Annotated in this window: 2 protein-coding genes and 1 pseudogene; 2 read left to right on the top strand and 1 reads right to left on the bottom strand. The window is 44.0% G+C overall.

Annotated features, from left to right (window positions below):
* Positions 1-259 precede the first annotated feature (259 nt).
* Positions 260-1,261, bottom strand: a complete 1,002-nt coding sequence (locus tag F6K49_RS37975; RefSeq protein WP_293021461.1) for an Rpn family recombination-promoting nuclease/putative transposase — start codon at positions 1,259-1,261, stop codon at positions 260-262.
* A 162-nt stretch (positions 1,262-1,423) separates the two neighbouring features.
* Between F6K49_RS37975 and F6K49_RS37980 the strand changes: the two genes are divergently transcribed.
* Positions 1,424-2,920 (top strand): ATP-dependent DNA helicase RecQ, encoded by a 1,497-nt coding sequence (locus F6K49_RS37980; protein WP_293105406.1) that lies wholly within the window; start codon positions 1,424-1,426, stop codon positions 2,918-2,920.
* Between the two features lie 213 nt (positions 2,921-3,133).
* Positions 3,134-3,353, top strand: a pseudogene (locus tag F6K49_RS37985) (hypothetical protein); the annotation flags it as partial.

Consider the following 3,353-nt stretch of genomic DNA (forward strand, 5'->3'; position numbering starts at 1 on the left):
TACACTCAGAGCATCAGCTTGAATTGGTTCAGCACTTAATTCGGTTTTAAGTACCTGAATATCGCGAGGTTCTTCACCCAATAGCCAATGAAAAAACTCCGATGGGTATTCTTCGGCTAAGTATTTACAGATATTATCGTAAGCCAAGGCAAATTGTTCAAAGTTAACACTATCTCAGATAGTGTAGTGAATCTGAACTAGAAAATTGATCGCACCTGGATCTTGTTTATTGAGTCAAGTTATGATACATTACTAGCTTTTAATTAGAGTTCTGTTGGAGCCAGTTGAGTAAGTCTTCCCTGGTCTGGAAATCCCAGATGGCTTCTGATAAACGCTCTAGCTCTTGATTCGTCAAGGCTTCGATTAATGCGATCGCATTACTGGATAGTTGGCCAAAACGGCGCTCAAGCTGTCGCACTATTACCCTTCTTTCCCCTTGTACTCGTCCCTGTATTATTCCCTGTTCTATTCCCTGTATTATTCCCTGTTCTATTCCTTCCCGTTGAGCTAGACTCAATGCACCTCGCGTGTCCTCCAAGACCATCTCCTGCTTGCGGAGTTTTTCCAATTCTGACACACTCAACCCCGCTTGATTCGCTATAGTTAAGGCTTTTTCTAGCTGTGGGATTTCCCTGAGATTCTCAGGAATAATTTCTAAACTGGGAGCTTCTTTGATAAAATATATCCACTTATCTATCACACTTTCTAACTCTTCCAGCTGCTTAGTGAATTTGGGAAGTTCCACAAACACCATCGCTAATTCATTTTCCTGATAAGGCAAGTGCTCTTCTTTTTCTTGAAAGTAAAAACAGCTAATTACTTTTTCGGTTGATGGGAATAACTTAAAATCCGTGATGGTTAACGCAATGACTGGATTGAGATCGAAATATCCCTGTCCCGACTTTAGTTGATTCCCATAGGTTTTGCACAAGTTATAGACCACTCGCTTCTCGAAAGCCTCCACATTCCAGATTTGCATTTCAATCAGCACAGTTGTTTGATCCTCTAATACTGCCTTAACATCCAGATAGCGATGCAGCGCGGTCTTGGGGGTTTCCCCCATGAGCGACTGCATCAAGACAGTGTCTTTTAACTCCACTACATCCCCGGCACTATAGGGGTCAAGGATTTCTAAATCCTGGATTACCGACTCCCCGGAGTAGATCATGGCATTGAGGAAGGAAATCAGAATATCCTTACTTTGATCTGAGCCAAAGATTTTCTTGAAAGCAAAGTCAGTTTTGGGACTAATGAATCTCATGGTTTTCGCAGTTTACGAGGTAGAGTGGTTAGTCAATGTCTTTACTAAGAAATTTTACGGACATCGTTTCAGTAATCATCCTAGCAAAATCCGTTGATATTCTGGTGTATAACCGGTCAGCATTTCTCTAAGCTTAAAAGGAATCAACGGAAGAAAAGCAGGATGATTGTTCAAAATACTAGTAATAATACTAATACTAATCAATCCAGTAATCATCAATGGGATGATGTTCGTGCAGCCTTGAAACGATTCTGGGGTTACGAGGATTTTCGACCTCCCCAAGGTGAGATTATTCGGATGATTTTAGAACAACGGGATGCTTTAATTGTTTTGCCTACTGGTGGTGGTAAGTCGATTTGTTTTCAACTACCAGCTTTACTACAAACTGGATTAACATTAGTGATTTCTCCACTAGTAGCATTGATGGAAAATCAGGTGCAGGAATTGCGCGATCGCAAATTACCTGCTGCTCTGTTACATAGTGAATTACCTCGCTCCCAACGGCAACAAACCCTTCAAGCTCTAGAAAAGCAGCAACTGCGATTGCTCTACTTATCCCCAGAAACCCTACTCAGTGCAGCAGTGTGGAAACGATTGTGTCAGCCACAGCTTCAGATTAATGGATTGATTTTAGATGAAGCCCATTGTTTGGTTCAATGGGGTGATACCTTTAGACCCGCTTATCGCCGTTTGGGAGCAGTCAGACCAGCACTGCTCAAGTGTAAGCCCAAGGGAACAAAAATTGCGATCGCATCCTTTACTGCTACCGCTGACCCCAAGGCTCAACAAACCATCCGCAAAGTCTTGCAACTGCGACAACCTCAAACATTTTTAATTAGCCCCTATCGAGACAATCTTAACCTCCAGGTCCAAACCGTCTGGACTCCCAAAGGACGCGAAACACGAGTATTGAACTATATTAAAGCCAGACCTAAACAAGCTGGGTTAGTCTATGTCCGTTCCCGAAAAGATAGTGAAGTGTTAGCGCAATGGTTTACTTCCTTGGGGTATTCCACCGCAGCTTACCACGCTGGCTTGGGTGCTCAGGAGCGTCGGAAAATTGAAGCCAGCTGGATTAGTGGTCAGACCCAATTTGTGGTATGTACCTGTGCCTTTGGCATGGGGATTAATAAGCCAGATGTACGCTGGGTCGTGCATTTCCAAGCACCTTTACTCTTATCGGAATATATTCAGGAAGTAGGTCGTGGGGGAAGGGATGGTAAACCAGCGGATGCTTTGACCTTAGTCAGTGAACCAACAGGATGGTTAAATCCAGAGGATAAGCAACGACAAGAATTTTTTGCCCATCAAATGCGATCGCAATACCAAAAGGCTCAACAGTTAGCAAAGCAATTACCAGCCCAGGGAGAAGTAGCCAAAGTAGCCAAAGAGTTTCCCAATGGTGCCATAGCCTTAGCACTCCTCGATAGTGCTGGTCAACTAGAATGGATTGATCCATTCCATTACCGGCAACACCGGTCTAGAAAATCTTCCTCCCTAGCACAGGTTAGTACTATCCAACAGCAAGCCCAGTCTCAGATGAATCAATACCTGAAAACTCGCCAGTGTCGTTGGCAATTTTTACTACAGGCATTTGGTTTTACTCAAGAAGCGGTTGGCTTTAGATGCGATCGCTGTGATAATTGTTTATCCCATTGATCAATTGGATTAGCTACTTCGTCTTAGGTTTTAGGGAGTCGGGAGTCGGGAGTCGGGAGTCGGGAGTCGGAACCCACCCCTAACCCCTCCCAGGAGGGGAACGGGAGTCGGGAGTCGGGAGTCGGGAGTCGGGAGTCGGGAAAAAAATTATCACAATTGATTGACGATTAGTATATTTTTTTTTCGGATATATTTCCATTTTTTTTCGATTTCATGTTTCCGTGGATCTCGATAAAATTACTCCTCAAAAAAACGCGATGTTCTGAAATAAACCCTACGGGATTCCATTTTAAAATTTCCCCTCTGTTCCCGATTCCCGATTCCCGATTCCCGATTCCCGATTCCCGATTCCCGATTCCCGATTCCCGATTCCCGATTCCCGATTCCCGATTCCCGATTCCCGATTCCCGATTCCCGATTCCCGATTCCCGAT

Source organism: Moorena sp. SIO3I6 (assembly GCF_010672095.1).

Bases quoted from the DNA above. Each gene is read 5' to 3' on its own strand.
- F6K49_RS37975 (WP_293021461.1), bottom strand. From the start codon at position 1,261: ATGAGATTCATTAGTCCCAAAACTGACTTTGCTTTCAAGAAAATCTTT.
- F6K49_RS37980 (WP_293105406.1), top strand. From the start codon at position 1,424: ATGATTGTTCAAAATACTAGTAATAATACTAATACTAATCAATCCAGT.